Below are 4,028 nucleotides of genomic sequence, written 5' to 3'. Positions count from 1 at the left end.
GTCCCGCCCTCGAAGACCTGGCTGCAGACCGCTTCGCCCCGTCCGGGAAGGAGGGCCAGGGTCCGGCCGGGGGCGGCGGCGAAGGGCGCCGCCAGAACCTCAAGGCAGCCCAGGCCGATCACCGGGCGCTCCAGAGCCAGCCCCAGACCCTTGGCGAAGGCCAGGCCCACGCGCAGACCCGTGAAGGAGCCCGGGCCCAGGGTGACGGCGATGCGGTCGAGGTCCGTGAAAGCGAGGCCGGACCGCGCCATGACCTCCCGGGCGAGGGGGGCGAGGCGCTCCTGGTGACCCCGCTCCATGGGCTCGGAAGCCCAGGCCGCCGTCCGCTCGCCGTCAAGGACCGCAACGGAGCAGGCCGCCAGACAGGTGTCGATGGCGAGGACCCGCACGCGGGACTAGAGGGTCTGCTCGACCCGCGTCACCTCGGGCACATAGTGCTTGAGCATGTTCTCCACGCCCGACTTGAGGGTGGCCGAGGACGATGGGCATCCGGCGCAGGCGCCGCGCATGTGCAGCCAGACCGTCCCGCTGTCCGGCTCGAACCGGTCGAAGAGGATGTCGCCGCCGTCCCGGGCGACGGCGGGGCGGATCCGGGTGTCGAGAAGTTCACGGATTTCGGCGACCACCTGAGCGGCCTCGCCCTCATAGACGGCCTCGTCTGCGGACGCTGCGCCGGCGCCATCGAACAGCGGACGGCCGGAGGTGAAGTGGTCCATGATGGCCGCCAGAACCGGCGCCTTGAGGTGATCCCAGTCCGCAGAGGCGAGCTTGCCCACGGTGATGAAATCGGCGCCGAAGAAGACGCGGTTGACCCCGTCAAGGCCGAAGATCTCGGCGGCGAGAGGCGAGACCTGAGCCTCTTCGGGCGCGCGGAAATCCTGCGAGCCGGCCTCCATCACGGTGCGGCCGGGCAGGAACTTCAGGACCTGGGGATTGGGCGTGTTTTCGGTCTGAATGAACATGGCGTTGATTTGGCGGTTCCCGGGCGACGACGCAAGACCGCCGTCACCGCGCCCCCGCCCCGATCCCGCGCATTGAACCCACCAGGGAAAGGGTGTATCGCGCCCCCGCGTCCGCCGGCATGGGGCCCTCTGGGCGGGACGCAGATCCTTCGGGGACAGTCATGGCGGATCCGGCCGAGCCTAACGGCGGCGCACCTGCCGCGCCCGCAGACGCCCATCATGGCCGGCCAGAGGGTTTCATGGCCCTGGCCTTGGGCGCTGTTGGGGTCGTCTTCGGCGACATCGGCACCAGCCCGCTCTACGCCATGCGCGAGGCCCTGGCTCATTCACGCGCGGACGTGCCTGCAGAGCTCTCGGTCCTGGGCGTGGTCTCGCTCATCACCTGGGCCCTGATCCTGGTGGTGACGCTGAAATACGTCGCCCTGATCATGCGCGCCGACAACAAGGGCGAGGGCGGGACCCTGGCCCTGATGGCCCTGGCGCAGCGCGCCCTTCCGGTGCGCTCGGGCGCCGTCCTCTTCCTGGGCATGGTCGGCGCCGCCCTGTTTTTTGGAGACGGCGTGATCACCCCGGCCATCTCGGTCCTGGGGGCGGTGGAAGGGCTGCGGGACGCCCCCGGGGTGAGTCCCGAGCTCGGACGGCTGGTCCTGCCCATCGCGGGCGTCATCCTGGTGACGCTCTTCCTCGTCCAGTCCCGGGGCACGGCGAGCATCGCCCGGGCCTTCGGGCCGATCACGGTCGCCTGGTTCCTGATCCTGGGCGGACTGGGCCTCTATCACATCTTCGACAGCCCCGACGTCCTGAGAGGTCTTCTGCCGCACTACGGCCTGATCTTCCTGCTGAACAACGGGTTCGTGGGCTTCGTCATCCTCGGCAGCGTCTTCCTGGCCGTCACCGGCGCAGAGGCCCTGTATGCCGACATGGGGCATTTCGGGAAATCGCCGATCCAGGCCGGCTGGCTGGTCCTGGTGCTGCCGGCCCTGCTGCTGAACTACCTGGGCCAGGGCGCCATGGTGCTGGCCCACCCGGAGATGCGGGAGAACCCCTTTTTCGGCATGGCGCCCACCCTGGTCTACTGGCCGGTCCTGCTGATGGCCACGGCCGCCAGCGTGATCGCCAGCCAGGCGGTGATCACCGGCGCCTTCTCCATGACCCAGCAGGCGGTTCAGCTGGGCCTGCTGCCGCGGATCGACATCCGCCGCACCTCCGAGACCCAGGCCGGGCAGATCTACGTGCCCCAGGTGAACACCTTCCTGATGATCGGCGTGATCCTGCTGCTGGTGACCTTCCAGACCTCCTCCAACCTCGCCGCCGCCTACGGCATCGCCGTGACGGGCTCGATGTTCGTCGACACCCTCCTGTTCTTCGTGATCATCCGCTACCTCTGGAAGAAGCCCCTGTGGCTCGCCATCCTGGCGGCGGTCGGGTTCGGCGCCCTGGACCTGGTGTTCTTCTCCTCCAACCTGCTCAAGCTGCCCCAGGGCGCCTGGCTGCCCCTGGCGGCGGGCGGGCTCATGGTGGTGATCATGTGGACCTGGCACCGGGGTACGCGAATCCTGGCCGAGAAGACCCGCCAGGACTCGGTGGCCCTCACCGAGCTTTCCGGCATGCTGCAGGCCCGGCCGCCGCACAGGGCCCCTGGCGCCGCCATCTTCCTGACCTCCGACCCCGACGTCGCCCCGGTCGCCCTGATGCACAACCTGAAGCACAACAAGGTGCTGCACGAGCGCAACATCATCCTGACGGTGATCACCGCCCAGACCCCCCGGGTCCGCGACGAGGATCGCATCCGGATCGAGCCCTTCAACGACGACTTCCGGAAGCTGACCGTGACCTATGGCTTCATGGAGAGCCCGAACATTCCCAAGGCCCTGACCCTCTGCCGCCAGCAGGGTCTGAAGTTCGACATCATGGCCACCAGCTTCTTCCTCGGCCGTCGCTCGGTGGTGCCCTCCGCCAGCTCGGGCATGCCCCTCTGGCAGGACAAGCTGTTCATCTTCCTGATGCGCAACGCCGCCAACCCGACGGACTTCTTCCGGATTCCGCCCGGCCGCGTCGTCGAAATGGGCGCCCAGGTCACCGTCTGAGGCCTTGCGCGCCCCGCCCGTCCGCCGCTAGAGGCCCTTCCTTTCCCGTCTCCCATCCGGAACGTCCGCCATGACCCGTGACATCAAGAAAGTCGTCCTCGCCTATTCCGGCGGCCTCGACACCTCGATCATCCTGAAGTGGCTGCAGACCGAGTACGGGGCGGAGGTCGTGACCTTCACCGCCGACCTGGGGCAGGGCGAGGAGATCGAGCCGGCGCGGGCCAAGGCCCTGGCCGCCGGGGTCAAGCCCGAGAACATCTTCATCGAGGACGTGCGCGAGGAATTCGTCCGCGACTATGTCTTCCCCATGTTCCGGGCCAACACGGTCTATGAGGGCCAGTACCTGCTCGGCACCTCCATCGCCCGGCCGCTGATCGCCAAGAAGCAGATCGATATCGCCCGCCAGACCGGAGCCGACGCCGTCAGCCACGGCGCAACCGGAAAGGGTAATGACCAGGTCCGCTTCGAGCTCGGCTACTACGCCCTGGAGCCCGACATCCACGTGATCGCGCCCTGGCGGGAGTGGGACTTCAAGTCCCGCGAGGCCCTGCTGGACTTCGCCGAGAAGCACCAGATCCAGATCACCAAGGACAAGCGCGGCGAGGCGCCCTTCAGCGTCGACGCCAACCTCCTGCACTCGTCCTCGGAGGGCAAGGTCCTTGAGGACCCGGCGGTGGAGCCCCCGGAATTCGTGCACATGCGCACGATCTCGCCCGAGGCGGCCCCGGACGAACCGACCGTCATCACCATGGACTTCGAGGGCGGCGACCCCGTCGCCATCGACGGCGTGCGGATGAGCCCGGCGACCCTGCTGACCCGCCTCAACGAACTGGGCCGGGACAACGGGATCGGCCGCCTGGACCTGGTGGAGAACCGCTTCGTGGGCATGAAGTCCCGGGGCGTCTACGAGACCCCGGGCGGGACCATCCTGCTGGCCGCCCACAGGGGCATCGAGTCCATCACCCTCGACCGGGGCTCG

At 68.5% G+C, this 4,028-nt stretch carries 4 protein-coding genes; 2 read left to right on the top strand and 2 right to left on the bottom strand.

Annotated features, from left to right (window positions below; genetic code table 11):
* Both tsaB and IM632_RS12880 read right to left on the bottom strand, forming a co-directional pair.
* On the bottom strand, positions 1 to 389 hold a 389-nt coding region (gene tsaB, locus IM632_RS12885), incomplete at its 3' end, for a tRNA (adenosine(37)-N6)-threonylcarbamoyltransferase complex dimerization subunit type 1 TsaB (RefSeq protein WP_296552423.1).
* 6 nt (positions 390 to 395) lie between these two features.
* Positions 396 to 962 carry a NifU family protein gene (locus IM632_RS12880; protein ID WP_296484718.1) on the bottom strand — a complete coding sequence of 189 codons (567 nt, stop codon included), beginning with the start codon at positions 960 to 962 and terminating at the stop codon, positions 396 to 398.
* A 161-nt stretch (positions 963 to 1,123) separates the two neighbouring features.
* Between IM632_RS12880 and IM632_RS12875 the strand changes: the two genes are divergently transcribed.
* Together IM632_RS12875 and IM632_RS12870 are read left to right on the top strand one after the other, a co-directional pair.
* Positions 1,124 to 3,049: a potassium transporter Kup gene (locus IM632_RS12875; RefSeq protein ID WP_296552422.1), complete on the top strand. Its 1,926-nt coding sequence runs from the start codon at positions 1,124 to 1,126 to the stop codon at positions 3,047 to 3,049.
* 70 nt (positions 3,050 to 3,119) lie between these two features.
* A partial coding sequence (locus IM632_RS12870) for an argininosuccinate synthase (RefSeq protein WP_296552421.1) occupies positions 3,120 to 4,028 on the top strand: 909 nt, incomplete at its 3' end.

Origin of the sequence: Phenylobacterium sp. (genome assembly GCF_020402505.1) — a bacterium.
Taxonomy (GTDB): Bacteria; Pseudomonadota; Alphaproteobacteria; order Caulobacterales; family Caulobacteraceae; genus Phenylobacterium.
This window is presented reverse-complemented; position numbering and strand designations above follow the sequence as displayed.

What these genes read in the sequence shown, in the direction of transcription:
- IM632_RS12880 (WP_296484718.1), bottom strand. Translation starts at nt 962, where the DNA reads ATGTTCATTCAGACCGAAAACACGCCCAATCCCCAGGTCCTGAAGTTC.
- IM632_RS12875 (WP_296552422.1), top strand. Translation starts at nt 1,124, where the DNA reads ATGGCGGATCCGGCCGAGCCTAACGGCGGCGCACCTGCCGCGCCCGCA.